22 protein-coding genes are annotated in these 19,434 nt (G+C 43.5%); 10 read left to right on the plus strand and 12 right to left on the minus strand.

What is annotated here, in order from left to right; genetic code table 11:
- Nucleotides 1-51: 51 nt before the first annotated feature.
- The 11 genes from G460_RS0101425 to G460_RS0101475 form a co-directional block, all read right to left on the minus strand.
- The gene (locus G460_RS0101425; protein WP_026953695.1) at nt 52-447 is read right to left on the minus strand and encodes a (R)-mandelonitrile lyase; all 396 of its coding nucleotides are present in this window, start codon (nt 445-447) and stop codon (nt 52-54) included.
- 7 nt (nt 448-454) lie between these two features.
- Nucleotides 455-958 (minus strand): cupin domain-containing protein, encoded by a 504-nt coding sequence (locus G460_RS21220; RefSeq protein WP_035463730.1) that lies wholly within the window; start codon nt 956-958, stop codon nt 455-457.
- A 10-nt stretch (nt 959-968) separates the two neighbouring features.
- Complete coding sequence (locus G460_RS0101435; protein ID WP_051315864.1) at nt 969-1,580, minus strand: sugar O-acetyltransferase; 612 nt, start codon at nt 1,578-1,580, stop codon at nt 969-971.
- Between the two features lie 126 nt (nt 1,581-1,706).
- Nucleotides 1,707-2,585, minus strand: a complete 879-nt coding sequence (locus G460_RS0101440; RefSeq protein ID WP_026953698.1) for a helix-turn-helix domain-containing protein — start codon at nt 2,583-2,585, stop codon at nt 1,707-1,709.
- 65 nt (nt 2,586-2,650) lie between these two features.
- Nucleotides 2,651-3,406: a sulfite exporter TauE/SafE family protein gene (locus G460_RS0101445; protein ID WP_026953699.1), complete on the minus strand. Its 756-nt coding sequence runs from the start codon at nt 3,404-3,406 to the stop codon at nt 2,651-2,653.
- 90 nt (nt 3,407-3,496) lie between these two features.
- Nucleotides 3,497-5,761: a xanthine dehydrogenase family protein molybdopterin-binding subunit gene (locus G460_RS0101450; RefSeq protein ID WP_026953700.1), complete on the minus strand. Its 2,265-nt coding sequence runs from the start codon at nt 5,759-5,761 to the stop codon at nt 3,497-3,499.
- Between the two features lie 10 nt (nt 5,762-5,771).
- Nucleotides 5,772-6,230, minus strand: a complete 459-nt coding sequence (locus tag G460_RS0101455) for a (2Fe-2S)-binding protein (protein ID WP_026953701.1) — start codon at nt 6,228-6,230, stop codon at nt 5,772-5,774.
- A 97-nt stretch (nt 6,231-6,327) separates the two neighbouring features.
- Nucleotides 6,328-8,568, minus strand: a complete 2,241-nt coding sequence (locus tag G460_RS0101460; RefSeq protein WP_026953702.1) for a xanthine dehydrogenase family protein molybdopterin-binding subunit — start codon at nt 8,566-8,568, stop codon at nt 6,328-6,330.
- A 96-nt stretch (nt 8,569-8,664) separates the two neighbouring features.
- Nucleotides 8,665-9,582 carry an alpha/beta hydrolase gene (locus G460_RS0101465; protein ID WP_026953703.1) on the minus strand — a complete coding sequence of 306 codons (918 nt, stop codon included), beginning with the start codon at nt 9,580-9,582 and terminating at the stop codon, nt 8,665-8,667.
- Nucleotides 9,583-9,641: 59 nt separating this feature from the next.
- Nucleotides 9,642-10,001: a helix-turn-helix domain-containing protein gene (locus G460_RS23505; RefSeq protein WP_051315865.1), complete on the minus strand. Its 360-nt coding sequence runs from the start codon at nt 9,999-10,001 to the stop codon at nt 9,642-9,644.
- Nucleotides 10,002-10,050: 49 nt separating this feature from the next.
- Entirely contained in the window at nt 10,051-10,503 is a 453-nt protein-coding gene (locus G460_RS0101475; protein WP_026953704.1) for a nuclear transport factor 2 family protein, read from the minus strand.
- Between the two features lie 286 nt (nt 10,504-10,789).
- Here G460_RS0101475 and G460_RS0101480 point away from each other — a divergent pair, with 286 nt between their 5' ends.
- The 7 genes from G460_RS0101480 to G460_RS0101510 all read left to right on the plus strand — a co-directional run bounded on the left by G460_RS0101480 (nt 10,790) and on the right by G460_RS0101510 (nt 15,155).
- A complete protein-coding gene (locus tag G460_RS0101480; RefSeq protein ID WP_026953705.1) occupies nt 10,790-11,788 on the plus strand; it encodes a sensor histidine kinase in 999 nt (332 codons plus the stop codon).
- A complete protein-coding gene (locus tag G460_RS0101485) occupies nt 11,785-12,489 on the plus strand; it encodes a LytR/AlgR family response regulator transcription factor (protein WP_026953706.1) in 705 nt (234 codons plus the stop codon). Before G460_RS0101480 ends, G460_RS0101485 begins: the two co-directional genes overlap by 4 nt.
- A gap of 46 nt (nt 12,490-12,535) precedes the next feature.
- Nucleotides 12,536-13,012 (plus strand): cupin domain-containing protein, encoded by a 477-nt coding sequence (locus tag G460_RS0101490; RefSeq protein ID WP_026953707.1) that lies wholly within the window; start codon nt 12,536-12,538, stop codon nt 13,010-13,012.
- A gap of 108 nt (nt 13,013-13,120) precedes the next feature.
- Nucleotides 13,121-13,609 carry a MarR family winged helix-turn-helix transcriptional regulator gene (locus tag G460_RS21230; RefSeq protein ID WP_051315866.1) on the plus strand — a complete coding sequence of 163 codons (489 nt, stop codon included), beginning with the start codon at nt 13,121-13,123 and terminating at the stop codon, nt 13,607-13,609.
- On the plus strand, nt 13,606-13,854 hold the full coding sequence (locus G460_RS0101500) for a YgjV family protein (protein WP_026953709.1): 249 nt from the start codon (nt 13,606-13,608) through the stop codon (nt 13,852-13,854). The genes G460_RS21230 and G460_RS0101500 overlap by 4 nt, the downstream gene beginning before the upstream one ends.
- Nucleotides 13,851-14,657 (plus strand): 4-hydroxy-tetrahydrodipicolinate reductase, encoded by an 807-nt coding sequence (gene dapB / locus G460_RS0101505; protein ID WP_026953710.1) that lies wholly within the window; start codon nt 13,851-13,853, stop codon nt 14,655-14,657. The genes G460_RS0101500 and dapB overlap by 4 nt, the downstream gene beginning before the upstream one ends.
- Before the next feature lie 9 nt (nt 14,658-14,666).
- Nucleotides 14,667-15,155 carry a GNAT family N-acetyltransferase gene (locus tag G460_RS0101510; protein WP_026953711.1) on the plus strand — a complete coding sequence of 163 codons (489 nt, stop codon included), beginning with the start codon at nt 14,667-14,669 and terminating at the stop codon, nt 15,153-15,155.
- 28 nt (nt 15,156-15,183) lie between these two features.
- Here the strand turns inward: G460_RS0101510 and G460_RS0101515 are convergent, their stop codons facing one another.
- Nucleotides 15,184-16,308: an aldo/keto reductase gene (locus G460_RS0101515; protein ID WP_026953712.1), complete on the minus strand. Its 1,125-nt coding sequence runs from the start codon at nt 16,306-16,308 to the stop codon at nt 15,184-15,186.
- Nucleotides 16,309-16,571: 263 nt separating this feature from the next.
- Between G460_RS0101515 and G460_RS0101520 the strand changes: the two genes are divergently transcribed.
- The 3 genes from G460_RS0101520 to G460_RS0101530 all read left to right on the plus strand — a co-directional run bounded on the left by G460_RS0101520 (nt 16,572) and on the right by G460_RS0101530 (nt 19,394).
- Entirely contained in the window at nt 16,572-17,480 is a 909-nt protein-coding gene (locus G460_RS0101520) for a helix-turn-helix domain-containing protein (RefSeq protein WP_026953713.1), read from the plus strand.
- 8 nt (nt 17,481-17,488) lie between these two features.
- Nucleotides 17,489-18,001: a molybdopterin-binding protein gene (locus G460_RS0101525; RefSeq protein ID WP_157366844.1), complete on the plus strand. Its 513-nt coding sequence runs from the start codon at nt 17,489-17,491 to the stop codon at nt 17,999-18,001.
- A gap of 142 nt (nt 18,002-18,143) precedes the next feature.
- Nucleotides 18,144-19,394 carry a pyridoxal phosphate-dependent decarboxylase family protein gene (locus G460_RS0101530; protein ID WP_245578682.1) on the plus strand — a complete coding sequence of 417 codons (1,251 nt, stop codon included), beginning with the start codon at nt 18,144-18,146 and terminating at the stop codon, nt 19,392-19,394.
- The last annotated feature ends 40 nt before the right edge of the window (nt 19,395-19,434 follow it).

The following is a 19,434-nucleotide window of genomic DNA, read 5'->3' on the forward strand; positions in this document are numbered from 1 at the left end:
GTGGCTAAGCCAAGAATCATAGTTGGTAAGTTCATATTATAAGTGGTTTAGTTAGTGTTTGTATTGTTCGTCAGTGACTTTTTCCATCCAGTCCACTACTTTGCCATCGACCTCTTCTTGAATGGCGATATGGCTCATAGGGGAATTCGGAGAGGCTCCGTGCCAATGCTTTTCTCCCGGTTCGAAATAGACTACATCTCCTGGCCCAATCTCTTGGATTTCTCCGCCTTCACGTTGAACCAAGCCCAAACCAGACTGAACAATCAGCGTCTGTCCAGCGGGGTGCGTGTGCCAGGCTGTACGGGCATTGGCCTCAAAGGTGACCAGTGCTCCAGCGGCTCTTGTGTGAGTTTCCTTGGCAAAAAGGGGTTGAACTCTTACAGTGCCGGTGAACCAATCCTCCGGCCCAGCATAGAAGCCATGTGTTCCGTTTTTGTTAATTTTCATGGTTTGTCTAGTTAGAGTAAATTGAATCTGTGACCGCTTCTTGCCAGTCCACAATTCCTTTTTCATTATTGGGGACGATATAGAGTTGCTGTAATCCTTTTTCCGGGCTAGCGCCATGCCAATGGCGTACTTTGGGTGGGCAGATGGCGACGGAGCCCTTTTTTAAGATTTCTTTCGGCTGTCCTTCGATCTGATGAAAACCTTCTCCGTCGGTGATGAGGAGAATTTGTCCGGCGGGGTGGGAGTGCCAATTGCTCCGTGCACCCGGCTCAAAATATACATTGCCCACGAGCGTCGTCAAGCTGCTGTCACTGGGGACTAGTCCGTAGTTATAGGCTTTGCCTGTGAAGTTTTCGGCTGGTCCCAGATTCCCAAGAGGAAAGATTCCTGCGGGATTTTCGTTTGCAGAGGTTTCAGTTGTTTCTTTTTCCTGCTGAGGTTGGCAGGATAAAATGATGCACGTGAATAATGTCCAGAAAGGAATCTGGACTTGTTTTCGATTGATTTTCATGGTGTTTTTTCTAGAGTTGGCTAGAATCAAAAGGGATTTCTTTGATGATTTTGGCTGGAATTCCACCCACAACGGTATTGTCAGGAACATCTCTGGAGACAACAGCTCCAGCTGCGACTACCGAGTTTTTTCCCACGGTCACTCCCGGCAAAATCGTCGCTCCAGCTCCGATCCAGGCATTTTTCTTTAATAGAATGGGCTTACAGATCAGGCCTTTTCTGGTTTTGGGGTCAAGCGGGTGATTTTCCGTGACCAACTTGACCTGTGGACCGATCATTACGTCATCGGCGATGGTGATCCCGCCGAGATCGAGAAAAGAGCATCCATGGTTGATAAAGACGTTCTTTCCGATGCTGGTAAAGATTCCCAAATTGGTGGTGAAAGGAGGGAAAAGTGTCGTCGACGGGTCGATTTCTTGAGAGGTAATCTCACCCAAAATTTTCCTTGCCTCGTCCACATTTCCGGAGGAATTCAGTTTGGCCACGAGCTCCAAAGTCTGGATCACTCTTGGCATCAAGAGTGCGAGTGACGGATCGTCTTTGGGTACTAAAGTGCCAGAAGCCAGTTTGATTCGGGCTGCCTCGACTTCATTTTTATAATTCTGCTTTGGTTGATCTCCCATTGTTTTTCTCAATTGATCACCTTACAAAATTATTTCCTATCTGTGCGGTTTACTAATGAAAATCAAATGGGGAATTATAAAAATCAAACACTAGGCTGTTTTACAAAATAATAGGAAGTTCTTGGCTTAGTTTGTTTCCACCCGAAGTGATTTCGGGTTGGTGCCAGTGTGCTTCTTAAAAAAGTTATTGAAATAGGAGGGGTATTCAAAGCCAAGTGCAAAGGCGATTTCTGAAATATTCCAATCGGTATGTTGCAGCATGGCTTTGGCTTCGGAGAGAATCCTTTCAGCAATGTGGGCAGAGGTAGGCTTGCCTGTGATTTCTTTGATTGCCCGGTTGAGGGAGTTGACATGTACCGATAGTGCGCTGGCGTAATCCTGCGCAGTTTTCAGTTGTAGAGGTGACGTGGGAGTCTCTATAGGGAATTGTCGCTCGAGAAGTTCCATAAAAACAGTAGTCAATCTAGAAGCGCCACTTTTGTGGTGTACAAAATTCTCTGAGGGCTTCATTTTCAGCGCTTCATGGAAAATCAGGTGGATGTAATTGCGGATCAAATCATCCTTAAAAGCATAATCCGAATTTTGCTCAGCTATCATTTTCTCAAAAATATCATTCAACAGAAGCCGCTGTTGTTCGCTGATTTGTAGGATAGGTGTGCCGTCTAAGCGAAACAAAGGAGACTTTAGCAGACTTTCTGTCCTTTCCCCCTGGTGAAAGAAATCCTCTGAAAATAGGCATGTGTAGCCTTGGTATTCTGTTGAGATAGTTTCCCAGGAATAGGGAATATGAGGATTTCCAAAGAAAAGGATTGTGCCTTCCTGTGCGTAGCTTTTGTCCGAATAGTTAATGATACTCTTACCAGTCGTCAGGCATATTTTGTAGAAATCCTTGCGACTGTAAACCCTAGTTTCGGCTCCATCACTTTCTATCTGAAAGGCATTAAATCCTTTTAGTTTAAGCTTGCTGTTGAAAGGGGAGAGGCTGCGTTGGATTTTTTGATTCATGGTCAAAGTTAAGAAAATCAATCCTGGTATTCTAGGGTGATTTACTTCGAAATACTGATTTCTCTTTAGATTTTTATTCCAAAGCCATGTAAAAGTACCAATCGTATACCGACATAGATGACTAGGATAGCTGTCAAGCCTCCAATAAATCGAAGGTTAAATTTTTTATTGGACAGGTAAGAGCCAATTCCTCCTCCGATCAGTACAGCAATGACCAACTTCCAGAGCAAACTCAGATCTACTTCCAACGTATCCGCTACTGCCAATCCTGCCAGCCCGGCTAGGGAATTGACCAAAATGAAAACCGAAGCGAGGGAAGCGACTGTTCGGGGATTGGACCAGTTGAGCAGATTTAGGACAGGAGAAAGAAAGATTCCTCCGCCTATTCCCGAAACCCCGGCAAGCAGACCGATTCCACCTCCCAAGGCTAGTTTTTTTGAAAGTTGAAATTCTCTGGAAATCAGATGAGCTTGGACATATCTTAGAATCATAAAAGCTCCTGACAGAATCAGCGATCCTCCCAAAATCAGAAAGAAAGTTGACTGGGATAGTTTGAGTTGAGCTCCTAGATAAGAAAGCGGAATACTACTGACCAAAAATGGCCAAAACAGCTTGAGGTTAAAGACTTTGTTTTTGACAAAAACGAAAGTACCAATGCTCACTACAAATAAATTCAGGACGAGAGCGGTGGTTCTTATCTCATAAAAACTGCCAATGAAAAGGCTCAAAATTGCTAAGTAACTCGATCCTCCACCAAATCCGACGGAACTGTAAAACAAGGCGATGATAAAAAATACGAGGGGAAGATACTCTATGGGCATTTGGCGGGACTAATTGAGAAAGAGTGAAAATAAAAAGCCAACCCAAGTTAAGAAAGGATTTGGGTTGGCCTGAAAGAAATAGAGTCTGTTTTACATTCTTAAATTCTGCATTTCCAATTGCGGCGCAAATGGTTGTTCATAATAGCGCTTGCCAGTTGCCTTGTAAAGTGAATTGGCGACTGCTGCAAAAACAGGAGGGAAGAGTGGTTCTCCCAATCCAGTTGGATCTTCGTTGTTTTCCACAAAATGCACCTCGATTTTCTTGGGAGCTTCTTTGTGCCGGATCATGCGATACTTATCGAAGTTTGTCTTGGTAGGCGCACCATTTTCAAAAGCCATTTCTCCAAAGAATGCATTGCCGATTCCATCCACAATAGCTCCTTCACCCATGTTGGCTGCTGCATCTGGATTAACTACCACACCACAATCCACGGCGGCATAGACGCTTTCTACGTAGGGTTGATTGTCCTTGATCACGGTATCCACTACTTCTGCTACATAAGAATTGTGACAGAAATAGGCAGAAACTCCTCTGCTTACATTGGCTTTTGGAGTATTCCAATTAGATTTTTCTCTAACCAGTTCCAAAACCCCCGCATAGCGACTAGGAACATAATCATTGTTTTCTCCCACTGGGTTTGTCTCAGCTCTCTTCAATAACTCAAGTCTGAATTCAATCGGGTCTTTGCCGATTTCTTCTGCCAATTCATCCAAGAAACTCTGCTCCGCTCCGGCGATAAAGTTGGATCGAGGTGCTCGGAAAGCCCCAATGGTGATATTGGATGGCAGATCCCAACCTTCAGCCAAGTAATTGTCAATCGCTCCAGCCGGAAAACGGTTGGCATGAATAGGGGACTCAGGGATACCTCCGGCCTTAACATGCAGTGCTAGCAAGTTATTGTTTTCATCCAGTGCAGCTCTGTAAGTGGCCGAATAGGTCGGTCGGTAGACTCCCGCGGCCATATCATCTTCCCTCGTGTAGACGAGTGAAACAGGGGCTTGAATTTTTTGGGAAATAATGGCGGCTTCGACCAAGTGATGGCTATATGCTCTACGACCAAATCCACCGCCCATTCTGGCTAGATTGATTTGTATATTTTCTTTGGGAATTCCGATTGCTTGTGAGATGGTGCCACTGATGAAGTCAGGTGCCTGAGTAGGGCCGTAGATTTCTGCTTTATCGCCTTTTACATCGGCAAAGCAATTCATGGGCTCCATTGTATTGTGTGCCAAAAATGGAGCCGTGTAGGTTCTCTCCAATACTTTATGGGCTTTTTTGAAAGCTCCTTCTGGATCACCGTCTTTTCGGAGCACATTTCCAGGCTTCTGGATATATTCGGCCATTTTAGTTTTATGGCTACTTGTATTTTCTAAGCCTCCCGGAATTGTGACGTTGTTAGCCTGGCCACCGCGACCTGCCATTGGAAAGGTGGTGTCTGGTGCTTTTTCCCACTCTGCTTTCAGACTTTTTTTGGCTTGCATAACTTCCCAAGTAGAGTTGCCTACGATGGCGATTTTATCGGGGAAAGTAGTGGTGTCAAAAAAGTTTCGGGCGTAGTCTTCTTTGAACACATTTATTTCAAAAGCGTCCAATATCCCCGGCATTCCAGAAATTGAGCTTTTATCAAAGGATTTTAATCTCATCCCAAATGCAGGAGGCTGAACGATAGCTGCATATTTCATGCCTTCGACTTTCTTGTCCAAGGCATACATAGGCTGTCCAGTGACGATCTTTTGACCATCCACATTTTTCTTGGAATTACCGATGATTTTGAAATCCTTAATTTCTTTCAAAGTCACTTCTTCAGGTACTTCCAAAGTCGCCGCTAGGGAAGCCATCTCTCCATATCCTGCTTTTTTGCCACTTCCTGCATGACTGAGCTGTCCATTGGAAGCGGTAATTTCTGAGGCTGGTACATTCCAGGTTTGGGCAGATGCGGCTACCAGCATGGCTTTGGCAGTAGCTCCGGCAGTTCTCAAAGGCTTCCAGCCTTGACGGATTCCTTGGCTACCTCCGGTAAACTGTCGGTCAAATCGCTCTGGGTAAAAATCTGCCTGCTCGACGATCACGTTTTTCCAGTCCACATCGAGTTCCTCGGCCACCATCATTGGCATAGAGGTTTTGATATTGGAGCCAAATTCCGGGTTGGGTGAGAAAATAGTGATTCTTCCGTTGTCTCCGATTTTGATATAGCTATTGAGTTCAAACCACTCTTTTGGCATGGCCAATAGCTCTTCTTCTGAGCTCGGTTTGCATCCGGCCAGCCAACTAAAGCTGAGTACCATTCCGCCACCTGCGAGAGCGGATACCTTCAAAAATGATCTCCGGTTGAGTTTTGTATTTACAGTTGTCATGGTTTCTGGTTTATTGGTTTTGGGATGCGGTTTTTACTGCAGCTTTGATTCGTGTGTAAGTCCCACATCGACAGATATTGCCATTCATGGCATTTTCTATTTCTTCGTCACTTGGGCTTGGATTGCTTTTCAAAAGTGCTGCCGCAGTCATCATCTGCCCGGCCTGACAATAGCCGCACTGGGGCACATCATGCTCGATCCAAGCTTTTTGTACAGGGTGATCTCCTTTTTCAGAAAGCCCTTCGATAGTGGTGATTTGTGCATCTGTGACTGCCGAAACAGGAAGCTGACAGGATCGAACAGCATTGCCGTCCAGATGGATGGTACAGGCACCGCATTGGGCGATACCGCAACCGAATTTGGTCCCTACCATGTCCAGATGATCTCTCAATACCCATAGCATAGGTGTATTGGGGTCCACATCTACCTGCAGGTTTTTTCCATTGATGTTGAGGTTGTATGTAGCCATAGTGTTTTTCAGTTTGTTTAAAGTTACGGAGTATTGGGTGGGACTTTCTTACGAAATTCAAACCGAAAGCCCTAGAAATCAAATCAAAAGCACTCTATTACCCTGAATTGAGGTGTTTTTCGAATGGTTGCTCATAAATTCTTTGTCCAGTGGCCTGGTAAAGGGCATTTGCCAAAGCAGCGAAAACAGGAGGGTAGGCAGGCTCTCCCAACCCTGAGGGATCTAGATTGTTTTCTACGAAATGCGTTTCGATGAGCTTGGGTGCTTCTTTCATCCGGATCATTCGATAGGTGTCGAAGTTTTTCTTTTGAGGTTCACCATTTTCGAAGGTTTGCTCTCCATACATGGCTGTTCCGATTCCGTCAACCACAGCTCCTTCACAAAGATTTTTGGCGGCATCTGGATTGATGACCAAACCGCAATCAATGGCATTTATGACTTTATGAATGACAGGATTGCCGTTTTCCATTTTCAAATCCAAAATCTGAGCTGCATAACTATTATGGCAGAAATAGGCAGAAAAGCCTCTCGATATACCAGCTTGCTCGCTTCCCCAATTGGATTTGCTTTTGGCAAGATTCAAAACACCAGCAAACCTTTCAGGATCATAATCATTGGATTCCCCGACAGGATTTTCCTTCGCTTTTTTCAAAAGCTCCAAACGAAAATCAATCGGGTCTTTACCAGCAGCCTCTGCTACTTCATCTAGAAATGACTGCTCCACGCTTGCCATAAAATTGGACCTGGGAGCTCGAAAAGATCCCGTAGTCACATTGGAGGGAACTTCCCATCCTTCGGCCAGATAGTTTTTGACAGCCCCCGCAGGAAATCGGTTGGCATAGAGCGGGTTTTCAGGCAATCCTCCTGCATTGACATGAAAAGCGATGAGGTTTTTGTCTGAGTCCAAAGCCGCGCGGTACGTTGCCTGATATCTGGACCGGTAGATTCCGGCAGTCATGTCATCCTCTCTTGTGTAGACCAATTTGATAGGATGCTTTGTTTTTTGGGATATTACCGCCGCTTCGATCAACCAGTGGGCATAGGACCTCCTTCCGTATCCACCTCCCAGTCGGGTCATTTCTATATTGATATTTTCGACGGGGATTCCTAATCGAGCCGAAAGTGCCTGCTCGGTCAATTCCGGCTTCTGGAGAGGTCCCGCACAATTCACCTCATCGCCCTGGACATCAGCAAAAAAGTTCATCGGCTCCATGCAATTGTGAACCAGAAATGGAGCTGTATAGCTGCGTTCGATGACTTGACTTGCCTGTGCAAAAGCCTGCTCTGGATTGCCGTCTCTTCGAATAAGAGTAGGCGATTGCATTGCCTGATTTATTAGCTTTTCTTGACTAGAGGTGCTTTCGAGACCTGAGGGAACTTCCCGTTTTCCAGGTCTACCAAACATATCCCTTATTTCGGTATAGGCCTCCATCAATTTCCATTCTGCCTTTACAGCTTTTTTTGCATTCAATACCTCCCATGTGCTATCACCGACAATTGCGATCAGGTCGGTAAATTGCGTGGTGTCAAAAAAAGTACGGGTATAGTCATCCTGTAGGGATTTGATCTGAAAAATATCCAAAATCCCGGGCATGGCTTTCGCTTCTTCTGCATCAAATGATTTGAGTTTTTGCCCAAAAGCTTGTGGATGGATAATCATCGCATACTTCATTCCCGGCTTTTTGTAGTCGATTCCAAATAGGGGCTTTCCCGTGATGATTTTTTGGATATCTACATTTCGATGAGACTTACCGATCAATTTGAATTCTGAAATCTCTTTCAGTTGAACTTCTTCGGGAATGGGGAGGCTAGCTGCCAAAGATGCCATTTCTCCATAATGTGCCTTTTTTCCACTTCCATCATGAGTCAAAAAACCAGCATTGGTTTTGATTTCGGAGGAGGGGACATTCCATGTTTGGGCCGCAGCATGAACTAATAAATGCCGGGCTGTGGCTCCGGCAGTTCTCAATGGAATCCAACTTGTACGGATAGCTTGGCTACCTCCAATAAATTGTCGTGTGAAATTGTCCGTGTCCAAGGGTGCTTGCTGTACCACGACATTTTCCCAATCTGCATCCAATTCCTCGGCAACCAACAAAGGCATGGAAGTTTTGACGTTTTGGCCTCCTTCCGGGTTGGGAGACATGATGGTGATCAAGCCATTTTCTCCGATCTGGATGAATCCATTGACTCTAAACCACTCTTTAGGATCTCCCAGAGTTTCAAGGTCTTTGGGCTTGCAGCCAGCAAGCCAGTTGAAACTCAATATCATGCCCCCTCCAGCCAAAGCTGAAACTTTCAAAAAGGATCTTCTATTCAGTTTTTGAATTCGGGTCATGATATTGTCAGTTTGTAAGTTATTGTATTATAATAAGTTAGGTCTATTTATTGTTTTTCTTCTTACAAAATTCAATTAGCTTTTCATTTTTGAAGATTAGTCCAAATGTTTCCTTAGAAAACTCATCACTTTTGCTCTCACTTCTGGGACATCAAACTCCACCCCAAAATGTGGGGCACCTTTCACCACAATCAGCTCAGTTGGAACACCTTTTACCTGAAGCCAGGAATTCAAAAGCTGAGATTGCCGAGGAGAAACCAGATCATCTTTTTCGCCATGGATTATCAAAAAGGGAGGATCCTTTTCATCCACATAGCTGACTGGACTTGCTATTTTAGCCAGATCTGGTCTATCCAGGGGTGCTGCACCGATTAGTAAACCTTCTGGAGACTTGGCGTCAATCGCGCCTGGGAAAAGCGTCAAATCAGCCGGTCCATAGAAATCTACTACTGCTTTGAATTTGAAATCTCGGTTGCTTTTCGGAAGGAAGAATTCATCCACTTGTTGGTTGTGCGAAAGTCCCAACATTGCGGCCAAATGTGCTCCTGCGGAAAAGCCCATCAATGCAAAACGATCGGTATCAAAGCCGTACATTGAGGCATTTTCATACAAATAGGAGATAGCAGCATTGCAGTCCAGCATCTGTGCCGGAAAGGTCGCCTGTGTGCTAAATCTGTAATCAATAGAAGCCAGTGCATAGCCTTGGTTCATGATTTCTGCAATCGTCTCCTTCATATAGCCCATGTCGGCATATTTGTCATTTGATAGCCAACCTCCACCATGGACCCAGATTACCAAGGGAATCTTTTCTTTAGTATTTGGGGGAAGGTAGATATCCAGCAAATGTTTTTTGAGCGTATCCTGCATATATGGGATGTTTCCGTGAAGTTTGGTTCCTTCGGGGAAAAGCTTCATCACGGGATTGGATTGGGAAAAAGTTTCCCCCAGAAAACAGCAAAAGAAAAGGGTAAACAGGTAGGATTTGAAGTCAGGAGTACAGGGAGCTATTTTCATATTTTGGGAAAAGTAATTGAAAGATTGTCTTCATAATTTACAGAATTTAATCATTTTCATCATTCTCCTGCACTGTTTCGGTAACGGGACGGATTGGTGTTTTCCAGCTTTTTAAAGAAATTATTAAAATGCGTCACCTCGCTGAAACCTAAGCAAAAAGCAATTTCGGAAACATTCCATTGGCTTTCGATCAATAGTCTCTTAGCTTCTGAAATAAGCTTTTCCTGGATGATTTTTGTGGTTGACTTCTGATGAACGGATTTCAAAACTCTATTGAGATGGTTCACGTGCAGATTCAATCTGTTTGCGAAATCAGAGGGTGTTTTGATTTCTACACTTTCGCTTAAATCCGATATTGGAAATTGGCTTTCCAATAATTGAAAGAAGCCTTTGTTTATTCTGTTTTCTGCTAAGCTCAATTCCTTTACTTGTTTGTTTACATAGAAATGGTCAAAATCCGCAGCTGGATCAATCCTCGATCTCGTGTGTATCTCGGACGCTGCTGAAGGTCAAAGCCAACAATTTCCAAACATTGTCTTCTTTTTGATACACTTCTGTGACGGTAAATTCAGTTGCGACATCGTTGCCTCGGACATTTGCGGTGAGGGTGATTCGATTCCATACCACTGCGGTGTTTCCCACGATCTCCACTGCTGTATCTTTTACATCAGCTTTTTTGTACCAAATGCTTCCGCTTTCGATAATTTCCAATTCCCGAGGTGTAGTCCAAGTGCCGCTCATATGGACAAACTTGGCTTCAGAATGGAAAAGGTCCGTTAATTTTGGAATGTCTTTTTCGGACATCCAATCCCATTTATCCATGGATAGTTGGATCACTTCTTTTTCTTCTGAACTGGTTTGAGCTAGGCATGAAATGCCAACGGAGAAAAAAAGCAGTGCGATTGAAACTAGTGTTTTCATAGCATCTTTGGTTTTGAATTATTTATGGAAGAATGACTACCGCGGCGCATTCGTACACAGTACCAATAGACGAAAAATTGTAAAGGAGTTTTGATCAAATCAACAGATCGATAAATAAAGTCACCCAAGTGCAGGATTTGCTCTACGAAGTGAATTGTCGCTGGATGCAAGTACTTTAGAAATCGCTAATTTTCATTGATTAGCCAAAAGCTGCGCTTTGTAGAGTGGATTGGCTTGTTGGGTGATTTCTTAAAGTCCGTATAAGATTAGATGCTAACTTGCCTCTATGAAATTGCAATTCATGCCCCGTAAAAATCTGGCGGCTGTCCATATCCTTTTTTGGATGTGCTATGGAGCTATTCTATATGCTTCTTTGAGCAATTGGATAGACTCTCCCTTCGAACTCTGGAAGGCGATCTTATCTGATGTCATTGCTTCCTCAGCAGTAGCCTATGTGAATTTTTACGTGCTATTACCCCGCTTTTTTGGGAAAAAGAGATATGGCTTATACCTCCTTCTTTCTCTCGTTTTGATTATACTGGTCGTACTGTTTCGGGTCCATGTACAGGGATTGACCCATCAGTCGGTTTCATATACTTATTTCATCAGATCGGTTCCGGCCATCGGCTTTTACCTGAGCTCGACTGTGATTTGGTTTATAGTAAACCTGATCTCTGCTCAACGCAATGAAATTGAATTAAGAAATAGTCAATTGGCTTCGGAGTTGAAGTTTTTGAAACTCCAGTTGAGTCCCCATTTCTTGTTTAATACGCTAAACAATGTGTATTCCATGGCCTATTTTCAGGATGTGAATACTGCTCCGGCTATCATGAAGCTTTCTGAAATGATGCGGCATATGCTCTATGAGGATCAGGGGAAATTCATACCTCTATCACGTGAGATTGCCTTTATGGAAAATTTCATAGAGCTCTGGAGATTGAAACTGGATGAGAAACCAACGATTCAGTTTACTTGTGAAGGAGTCAAAGAAAGCCATCAGATTGCCCATTTGATTTTTTTGGTCTTTTTGGAGAACGCCTTCAAGCATGGCAATACTATCAATGGAAGCATTTTGATAGACCTGAAAGTTGATAAGTCCAATGTGTTGTTTTTCAATATTAAAAATGACGTGATTCCATCCCGAAGAACAGCAGAAGCAGAAAGCGGAGTTGGGCTCGCGAATGTGAGAAAACGCCTCAATCTCATCTATCCTGACAAATATCAGCTGGAAGTGAGACAGGATGAAAAATGCTATGAAGTGAACTTACGAATAGATCTCCAATGAAATACACTTGCTTGATCGTGGATGATGAACCACCCGCGCGTAAATTACTCTCAGATTATGTGTCCCGGATGCCAGAGCTGAGTTTGGCAAGCGTGTGTACAAATGGGGCAGAAGCGGTCGATTTTCTTGCCGAAAAGTCAGTGGATATTTTATTGTTGGATATTCGCATGCCTTTGCTGACAGGAATTGATCTTTTGAATGAATTGGATGAAAAGCCTCTGACGATATTGATCACTGCCTATGAAGAGTATGCATTGAAGGGGTATGAATTGGATGTCATCGATTATTTGATGAAGCCGGTTTCCTTTGAGAGATTTAAGATTGCAATTCACAAGGCTACAGAGTATTTGTCCTTTCAAGTCAAGCCTGAGCAAATCGGAGAGCGTGCGGATTACTTTTTCATCAAAACTGACACGCGAATTGTCAAATTTCTATTTGCAGATGTTCAAGTCATTGAAGCCCAGCGGGAGTATATCAAAATCATCACACCTACACGGAAAGTCATGTCTTTGATGTCGCTATCAAGTGTGGCGGATGCACTCCCAGGGGAGTTTGTCCGGATTCATCGCTCCTTTATCATCAATATGCGCCATATCGAAGAAGTCCAATCCAACGAGGTTTTGATAGGAAAGGAAATCTATCCTATCAGTCGCAATTATAGAGAAGACTTTTTTAGGCGACTCGATAAAATGAGAATTTAAACTCAATTCAATTTTAGAACAAACTGACCTTCACAAACAATTAACCATGAAAAATCTACTAATCGTTTTCTTATTGGCAGCTCCTCTGAGTGTTTTAGCACAACAGAACGAGTATGTTGTATCTTCTTACCTGACGGAAGGAGTCAAAGCTCCCAATACCCACTACATCGGAGAAGCTTGGCTTAATGGGGTGCTTTCGGCCGATTCCGAGATCCCTTACAACATTACCAAAGCAACTTTCAAGGCTAACTCAACCTTAGATTGGCATAAGCACTCTACTCCTCAGGTACTTATCTATGTCCAGGGAGAAGGATATTACCAAGAGAGGGGAAAAGCTCCTGTGATCCTGAAAGCCGGAGACGTGATCAAGTGCGACAAAGATGTGGAACATTGGCACTCATCTACCAGGGATAGTGATGTGACGTATTTGGCGCTGTACGGTGGAGCGCAACCGACAACCTGGACAGAGGTGGTCACCCAGGAATATTACGATTCGGTGGCGAAGCTATTCAATAAGGAATAGAAAGAATAATCAATTCATTATTAGTTGTTTAAATATGTTCATCATAGTTTTTAATTGTTTACGTAACCAGTTAATTAAATTTTGATTTACATTTGTGTAACTGGTTACATGAATGATATGAGAGATTTTCTGGCAGACTTGGAATTGACGGGTTTTACGAGTAGGGTCAAGCGATTGAGCGATGATATTCTCTACAGCACGAGGGACTATTACAAGTCGCAGGACTTGGATATCGAACCCAATTGGCATTTGATTTTTCTTCTCCTAGAGCAAAAAGCAATGACCTTGACCGAAATATCGGAGGAGCTTCGGCTATCGCATCCGGCCTGTGTCAAAATCATCAATAAGATGAAAAAAATGGGTTACATCCAATCAGAACCCGATAAAACTGATTCTCGGAAGCAAATCCTCGAATTGACAGAAAAGTCGCTTGAAATGCTACCTGAGTTTCATAAGCATTGGAATGCCGGCATTGAGACGATTCATGAGATCACGGCTGACTGTGCGGAGATATTGGAGCAGCTTCAAAAGATAGAGGAGAAGCTGAGCCAGGGGAGTTATAAAATCAGAACCTTAAGAAACTACTACAAGCAATGAATCTAAGTACAGAAATCATCGGCTACTTGGCTATAGGAACCGGCTTTTTTGCCATTTCCAAAAATGACATGACCACATTTCGTTTCTGGCATTTGATCTCCAGTTTCTTTTATATTATCTACGGGTTTTTCCTCAATTCCTATCCGCTGGTCATTGCAGGAGCGGTTTTTTGTGTGATTCATGTGTATCATCTGAGGAAAATCCGTCAGGCTAAAAACTCAATCAATAAATCAACTGAACTATGATCAAGGTATTAATCGCAGGAGGAACCGGATGGGCTGGTTCAGAACTGGCCAGGGGCGTGATTTCTCATCCTGAAATGGAATTGGTGGGAGCAACATCCAGATCACAAGCTGGAAATAATCTGGGTGATTTCTTGGGTATTTCTGATGTGCAGGTTCCTGTTTTTGGAGAGATCTCGGAGGCTTTGGAATCTGTAGATTTTGATGTTTTGGTGGAATATACCAAGCCTGCAAGTGCAAAGAGAAACATTCTAGCAGCCTTGGAAAAAGGAAAACGTGTGGTGGTAGGGACATCTGGTTTGACAGATCAGGATTATGAAGAAATCGAGCTTGCGGCAATTCAGAATCAATCCTCTGTATTGGCTGTTGGCAACTTTGCTTTGACAGTAGTTCTTCTTCAGAAATTTTCTGAAATGGCAGCGAAGTACATTCCCAATTTTGAAATCATCGACTATGCTCATGAAGATAAAGTTGATTCTCCCAGCGGAACAGCCAGGGAGTTAGCTTTTCGACTTGGAAAAGTTCAAAGACCGACTGAGTTTATTTCTGAAAAAGAGTTGGTGGGAATCAAAGAAACCCGCGGTGGAGAGCTCAATGGAGTTCGTATTCATTCTTTGCGCTTGCCGGGGCATGTGATTGGCATTGAGAGTATTTTTGGACTCCAAGATGAGAAGCTGACCATTCGGCATGACTCGGGTTCTAGTGCCAAACCTTATGTAAATGGGGCTTTGTTGGCCATTGAAAAAGTCAACACTTTTCAGGGCCTAAAACGAGGCTTAGATTCTGTGATGGATTTTGAAATTTGATAAAGAAAAATGAAACTCCGAAAAGCGACCAGTTCAGATTATGACTCCGTTTGGGACATTTTCTCCCAAGTAATCCAGACTGCCGACACTTACGTTTTTGACCCCTATACTCCCAAAGACGATTTGCAAAAGCATTGGTTTGCCAGCTATATGCAAACTTTTGTAGTGGAAGAAAATGGAGAAATTCTGGGCACTTACATCATCAAGCCAAACCAGATCGATCTGGGAAATCACATCGCCAACTGTAGCTACATGGTCAGTACCAAAGCTCAGGGAAAGGGCGTTGGGAAGATGCTATGCGAGCATTCTATCCAGACTGCTATTCAAACTGGCTATCTCGGGATTCAATTTAACATCGTAGTCAGCACCAATACCGTGGCGGTAGCCCTTTGGAAAAAGTTTGGCTTTGAGATCATCGGAACCACGCCGGGTGGTTTTCGACATGCCAAGCTGGGGATGGTGGATACCTATATCATGTTTAAGGATTTGAAGGAGTGAATTAGAATCACTCCTTCAAATCTTTGTATCAGTTCTGTACACGATTTCGCTCAGTAGGAGTGTAGCGATCTCCTTCCACAGTCAATTTGCTGAGAGACTCATCAAAGTTTTTCCAATCTGAATCTGAGATTTGAAGGTCGGCTACTGCCAGATTTTCTAGGAGGTGGGCTTCTTTGGTAGTTCCAGGGATGGGGACGATGAATGGCTTTTGCTTCATGAGCCAAGCCAAAGAAACCTGAGTAGGAGTGAGTCCTCGCTGCTGGCCAAAATCTGTCAGCAATTCGATAAATGGCCAGTTGGCAGCCATGGCATCTGGCTGGAATCTTGGCAAACCAGCTCGGTTGTCATTTTCGGCAAAGAACTTCGTCTGAGGATTGAGCATGCCGGAGAGGAATCCACGATTGATCGGGCTGTAGGGTACAAAACCGATCCCTAGTTCTTCACAGGTGGCCAAGACTCCGTTTTCGACGACGCGATGCCACATCAGATGAAATTCACTCTGCACAGCAGTGACAGGCTGGACGGCATGGGCCCGGCGGATTGTTTCTACCGATACTTCGCTCAGTCCAAAATTTTTCACCTTTCCCTCAGCGATCAGATCCTTGACCGTTCCGGCGACATCTTCTATCGGTACATTGGGGTCTTGACGGTGCTGATAAAATAGATCCAACACGTCCGTTCTGAGTCTTTTGAGGGACTCCTCAGCTACTTTTCGGATCTGCTCTGGACGGCCATTGAGTCCGGCCATTTGATTGTTTTCGATATTGAATCCAAACTTGGTCGAAACCAGAATGTCTTTTCGGAATGGTTCGATAGCCTCTCCAACGAGCGTCTCATTGGTATAGGGACCATAGACCTCGGCGGTATCAAAGAAGTTGACTCCAGATTCATAGGCTTTGCGAATCAAAGCAATGGAAACTGATTTTTCTGGGATTCGACCTCGATGATAGCTCATTCCCATGCAGCCGAGACCGAGTTTGTTGATTTTCAGTTGGTTCGCTCCTGAGCCCAAGGTCCGAATTTGACTACTTTCACTGGAAGGGAAAGTTTGCGAATTTGAAACACCGGGAATCAGGCTGGAGCTGATTAGCAGACCGGAAGTTTTGAGAAAAGCTCTCCGGTTTGTAGCGTTGGATATGGATTTTGGTTTCATAGTCAGTTAATTAGAGTGGTGAATGTGTATTTCAAAATTAGATTTGGCATAAGCCTAATACTTACAGATTTCAAATAAATGCTTATTGAATTGTGGATGATTCTCTAGACAAAGTCAAGATCGAAGCTTGATTATTTGATTTTCATAAGGATCAGTTTGAAATAGAAAATAGATTGGATGTCGAAATAGGCACCTTTGTATCGCTGGCCTTAAATGGTGGACATTCTCTGTCACAGGAGCTAGTGTAAACGATCAAGTAGAAAATGGATAAACCGGAAACTTTGCAGGAATTTTATAAGAGAAAATTCAATTGGATACCTGAAAATCTCAAGAATGATTTGGGGCATTTCAATATATTTCATTTGGAACCTCAAGTGGAAGGAAAGGGGAAATCCATACCTTATCGAAGACGGGATTTTTACAAAATCATGCTTGCCAAAGGAGCCAGTACTGTTCACTATGCCGACCGCGTCTATGAAGTCAAAAAGCAGGCACTGGCTTTTTCCAATCCATTGGTGCCCTACAAATGGGATCAGGCCTGTGAGGAATTGAAGGGTCTGTATTGCATCTTCAACCCGAGCTTTTTCATCAATTTTGGTCAGATCCAGCAGTACGAAGTTTTCCAGCCCAACGGTACCCATATCTTTGAGTTGAATGAGGAGGAAGCTCAAGAAATCCAACAGCTCTATGATAAAATGGAGCAGGAGTTTGCCTCCGAGTACAAGTACAAATATGATATGCTTCGGACGCTGATATTTGAATTGATTCATTTTGGAATGAAGCTTCAGCCAGCTTCTCTCCAGCAAGTGCATCGGGGAAATGCTTCGCTGCGGATTGCATCGATTTTCTTAGAACTGCTGGAGCGTCAGTTTCCGATTGATGAAAGTCATACGACCATTCAGCTAAGGACTCCTGGAGATTTTGCTGATCAACTGAACATCCATGTTAATCATCTCAATCGTGCCGTGAAGGAAATGACAGGAAAAACTACTTCGCAACTACTTTCAGAACGCCTGCTGCAAGAATCGCAGATTTTGCTGAGGCAGAGTAACTGGAATGTCTCAGAGATCGCCTACTCCTTGGGTTTTACGGAAGTGACACACTTCAATAATTTCTTTAAAAAACACAGTGATCTGACTCCGACTCAATTCCGGAAGGGGAAATCAAACTAAGCTATGAGATGAAATGTAAAGTTTTTGGATTTGCACTAATATTCCTGTTACAGGTTGCAATGTGTTTGGGTCAAGGACGTAGTGAAAAGATTGAAATTCAAGGAGCTGTCTTAGAGTCTAAATACTTTAGCATAAGTGATTTGCAAAAATTTGAATCTAAGTCAATTGATGATGTTCCAATTACAAATCATGCTGGGGAGCCAAGAGGAACAGCCAAGGATATGAAGGGGTTTCCTGTCAAAATGCTGTTTGAAAAAGTTGTATTTGATACTCCATCTCCGAAATTTCTCAGTGAGTTTTATTTGATTTTTGAGGCAAGGGATGGTTATAGAGTAGTCTTTTCATGGAATGAGCTATTCAACAATCCATTGGGTGACCAAGTATATATCATTTGTGCAATGGATGGGAAGAATATGGAGGAAATGGAAGAAGGGATATTGCTGTTGTCACCGTCAGATACTAGAACAGGGAGAAGGCATGTGAAAAATCTTTCCAAAATCATTATCCAAAAGGCAGATTAGCATTCGCCTGCCTTTTGGTGTATCATGGTTTCCATCGCAAGGAAAATCATTTTTTCTGAAGGATTCTGAGTCTCGGGTCTATCTTTGTGCTTTGCAAAAGCAGTTACAATAAGTAATAAGACAGGAATTCAACCCGTGTTAAATGAAGATTGAAATGAAATTCTGGAAGAAATTGAGTCCAGAACAACGACTCAGTAGAGTTCAGGAGGCCATCAAAGGCAATGTGAATTTTTTCAATGATGCCAGTTTGGGATATCCGGCATCCCGCTTGGACGATAAAGTATTCCCGATCGAGGCGCCATTTCTGAAAGATGCTCCGGTGCTATCCACATTTGTCACCAATCCCAATCATATCGGTTGCCACACGTTTGGAAGCTCTGAGTCGGCATTTAAGGGGACACAGGATATCGAGCGAGATGTACTGAATATGATAGCCGTAGATCTCTTCAAAGTAGAAGAAGGCGCTTTTGACGGCTATATTTCTCCGGGTGGGACAGAGGCAAATATTCAGGCTTTATGGATATATCGCAATGAATTTCAGAAGAAATATGGGGCCAAAAATGAAGAGATAGCCATCTTGGCATCTGAAGACACCCATTATTCCATTCCAAAAGGAGCCAATCTATTGACCTTGGACTGGGTTAAAGTACCTGTGGAGATGGAAACTCGACAGATGTCCGAAGAAAGCCTGAAGAAGGTAGTTGGTGATGCTGTAGCGGCTGGCAAGAAGTACTTCATTGCCATCTCGAATATGGGTACGACCATGTTTGGCTCAGTCGATGATCCCGTTCAAATCACCTCTGTACTCAAGTCATTTGATTTGCCATTTCGTCTTCATATCGATGGAGCCTACGGTGGATTTGTCTATCCTTTTTCTGAAAACGAAAGCCAGATCAATTTCCAGAATCCTGAAATTTCTTCTATTACCATTGATGCCCATAAGATGCTCCAGGCACCTTACGGAACAGGGATTTTTATCTGTAAAAAAGGTTTGATGGAGAATGTCTTGACTACTGAAGCTCAGTATGTAGAGGGGATGGATTTGACGCTGTGCGGAAGCCGTTCTGGAGCCAATGCAGTAGCTGTCTGGGTGATCCTGACTACCTATGGTCCACATAAATGGTTTGAGAAAATATCCATTCTGAAAATGAGAACCAATTGGCTTTGCAAAAGATTGGATGAGATGGGAATTCCTTACTTCAGAGAGCCAGAAATGAACATCGTGACGATCCGGTCTCAAGCTGTCCCAAAAGAATTGGCGAAGAAATTCAGCTTGGTGCCAGAATCTCATACTTCTGAAAATGAATGGTACAAAATAGTACTGATGGAGCATGTGGAGGTAGAGCACCTCAAGGATTTTATTCAGGAGCTGAAGGACTGGAACAAGTCCTGATTGATTTCTATCAAAAAGCAGAGGCCGGAGATTTCTCCGG

It is taken from the genome of Algoriphagus vanfongensis DSM 17529 (assembly GCF_000429465.1).
GTDB lineage: Bacteria > Bacteroidota > Bacteroidia > Cytophagales > Cyclobacteriaceae > Algoriphagus > Algoriphagus vanfongensis.

Excerpts from the sequence above, each read along its gene's own strand:
- G460_RS0101425 (WP_026953695.1), bottom strand. The coding sequence starts at position 447 with ATGAAAATTAACAAAAACGGAACACATGGCTTCTATGCTGGGCCGGAG.
- G460_RS21220 (WP_035463730.1), bottom strand. The coding sequence starts at position 958 with ATGAAAATCAATCGAAAACAAGTCCAGATTCCTTTCTGGACATTATTC.
- G460_RS0101435 (WP_051315864.1), bottom strand. The coding sequence starts at position 1,580 with ATGGGAGATCAACCAAAGCAGAATTATAAAAATGAAGTCGAGGCAGCC.
- G460_RS0101440 (WP_026953698.1), bottom strand. The coding sequence starts at position 2,585 with ATGAATCAAAAAATCCAACGCAGCCTCTCCCCTTTCAACAGCAAGCTT.
- G460_RS0101445 (WP_026953699.1), bottom strand. The coding sequence starts at position 3,406 with ATGCCCATAGAGTATCTTCCCCTCGTATTTTTTATCATCGCCTTGTTT.
- G460_RS0101450 (WP_026953700.1), bottom strand. The coding sequence starts at position 5,761 with ATGACAACTGTAAATACAAAACTCAACCGGAGATCATTTTTGAAGGTA.
- G460_RS0101455 (WP_026953701.1), bottom strand. The coding sequence starts at position 6,230 with ATGGCTACATACAACCTCAACATCAATGGAAAAAACCTGCAGGTAGAT.
- G460_RS0101460 (WP_026953702.1), bottom strand. The coding sequence starts at position 8,568 with ATGACCCGAATTCAAAAACTGAATAGAAGATCCTTTTTGAAAGTTTCA.
- G460_RS0101465 (WP_026953703.1), bottom strand. The coding sequence starts at position 9,582 with ATGAAAATAGCTCCCTGTACTCCTGACTTCAAATCCTACCTGTTTACC.
- G460_RS0101475 (WP_026953704.1), bottom strand. The coding sequence starts at position 10,503 with ATGAAAACACTAGTTTCAATCGCACTGCTTTTTTTCTCCGTTGGCATT.
- G460_RS0101480 (WP_026953705.1), top strand. The coding sequence starts at position 10,790 with ATGAAATTGCAATTCATGCCCCGTAAAAATCTGGCGGCTGTCCATATC.
- G460_RS0101485 (WP_026953706.1), top strand. The coding sequence starts at position 11,785 with ATGAAATACACTTGCTTGATCGTGGATGATGAACCACCCGCGCGTAAA.
- G460_RS0101490 (WP_026953707.1), top strand. The coding sequence starts at position 12,536 with ATGAAAAATCTACTAATCGTTTTCTTATTGGCAGCTCCTCTGAGTGTT.
- G460_RS21230 (WP_051315866.1), top strand. The coding sequence starts at position 13,121 with ATGAATGATATGAGAGATTTTCTGGCAGACTTGGAATTGACGGGTTTT.
- G460_RS0101500 (WP_026953709.1), top strand. The coding sequence starts at position 13,606 with ATGAATCTAAGTACAGAAATCATCGGCTACTTGGCTATAGGAACCGGC.
- dapB (WP_026953710.1), top strand. The coding sequence starts at position 13,851 with ATGATCAAGGTATTAATCGCAGGAGGAACCGGATGGGCTGGTTCAGAA.
- G460_RS0101510 (WP_026953711.1), top strand. The coding sequence starts at position 14,667 with ATGAAACTCCGAAAAGCGACCAGTTCAGATTATGACTCCGTTTGGGAC.
- G460_RS0101515 (WP_026953712.1), bottom strand. The coding sequence starts at position 16,308 with ATGAAACCAAAATCCATATCCAACGCTACAAACCGGAGAGCTTTTCTC.
- G460_RS0101520 (WP_026953713.1), top strand. The coding sequence starts at position 16,572 with ATGGATAAACCGGAAACTTTGCAGGAATTTTATAAGAGAAAATTCAAT.
- G460_RS0101525 (WP_157366844.1), top strand. The coding sequence starts at position 17,489 with ATGAAATGTAAAGTTTTTGGATTTGCACTAATATTCCTGTTACAGGTT.
- G460_RS0101530 (WP_245578682.1), top strand. The coding sequence starts at position 18,144 with ATGAAGATTGAAATGAAATTCTGGAAGAAATTGAGTCCAGAACAACGA.